A 1,231-nucleotide genomic window follows, 5' to 3' on the forward strand; every position below is an offset into this window, starting at 1 on the left:
TGGACTTGCCCGGCTTTGGTGGAGAGCGTTTAGCTCACTTCCCGGGCCTTTCGCTCGAAGGCGATGGGGCTCTGGAAGTCGAGCGATGAATGCCGCCTGACGGGGTTATAGAACCCGTCGATGTATCTGGCGATGGCGTTTTCGGCCTGATTGCGGGTTTGCCATGCGACCGGCCAGATCAGTTCCGACTTGATGGTCTTGAAGAAGGTCTCAACCATCGAGTTATCGTAGCAGTTTCCCTTGCCGCTCATCGAGATCAGGATGCCGCGGTTTCGGAGCTCAGCCTGATAATCGACAGAGCAGTATTGCGATCCACGATCGGAGTGATGGACCAGCCCGGGTTCCGGATTGCGAGATGCAAGGGCACGTCGCAAAGCCTCGACGGCGAGGCTGCGCTTCAGCCGGTCACTCGTTGCCCAGCCGACGACGCGCCGCGAGTGGAGGTCGAGCACGACCGCGAGGTAGAGCCAGCCCTGTGCCGTCCAGATGTAGGAGATGTCAGCGCCCCATTTCCGGTCCGGTTGTTCAGCCTGGAAGTTCTGGGCGATCAGGTTCGGCGCAACTGGCCAGGCGTGTTCGCTGTTCGTGGTTCGCTTGAACCGTCGTTTCTGCCTTGCCACGAGGCCGTTCTCGCGCATCAGTCGAGCCGTGCGGTGACGCCCGATCTGATGACCTTCATCGATCAGGTCGCGATGCATGCGCGGGCTGCCATAGGTGCCGTTCGACAGGGCGAACACCGTGCGAATGTGGGCGAGATGGACCATGTCCTGACGCTGGCGCTGGCAGGCCGGGCGGTCGCGCCAGGCGAAGAACCCACTCTGGCTGACATCCAGGACCCGGCACATCCTGTGAATGGGGAAGCTCGCCTTCTCCGCCTCAATGAAGGCAAAGCTCATCGACTTGCGTCTTTCGCGAAGAAGGCGGCCGCTTTTTTTAGGATGTCGCGCTCCTGCTTCAGAACCGCGTTCTCGCGTCGCAACCGCTTCAGCTCGGCATGCAAATCGACCGATGCCTCAACCGGCTCACCGGTATCCCGCTCGCGACTGAGCCATCGCGTCAGTGTCGAAAGTCCGACGCCCAGATCTTCCGCGATCTCGCGCCGCGTCCGGCCGCTCGTCAGCGCCAAACGAACCGCTTCACGCCGAAACTCCGGCGTCGGTCTGTTTCCGTTTCCCATAGAACACCTCCTGGTTCCTCAGTTGGTGCTCTCCACTTTTCTCGGGCAAGTCCA

At 61.2% G+C, this 1,231-nt stretch carries 1 protein-coding gene; it reads right to left on the bottom strand.

All coding sequences use genetic code 11. The features are described from left to right. Positions 1–29: 29 nt before the first annotated feature. Positions 30–1,177 (bottom strand): IS3 family transposase gene (locus QKW60_RS20965; protein ID WP_419762708.1). Its coding sequence is split into 2 segments (ribosomal slippage): positions 30–902 and positions 905–1,177, totalling 1,146 coding nucleotides; the frame shifts between segments, so codons are not numbered across the junction. Positions 1,178–1,231 lie beyond the last annotated feature (54 nt).

Source organism: Albidovulum aestuarii (assembly GCF_029961185.1).
GTDB lineage: Bacteria > Pseudomonadota > Alphaproteobacteria > Rhodobacterales > Rhodobacteraceae > Albidovulum > Albidovulum aestuarii.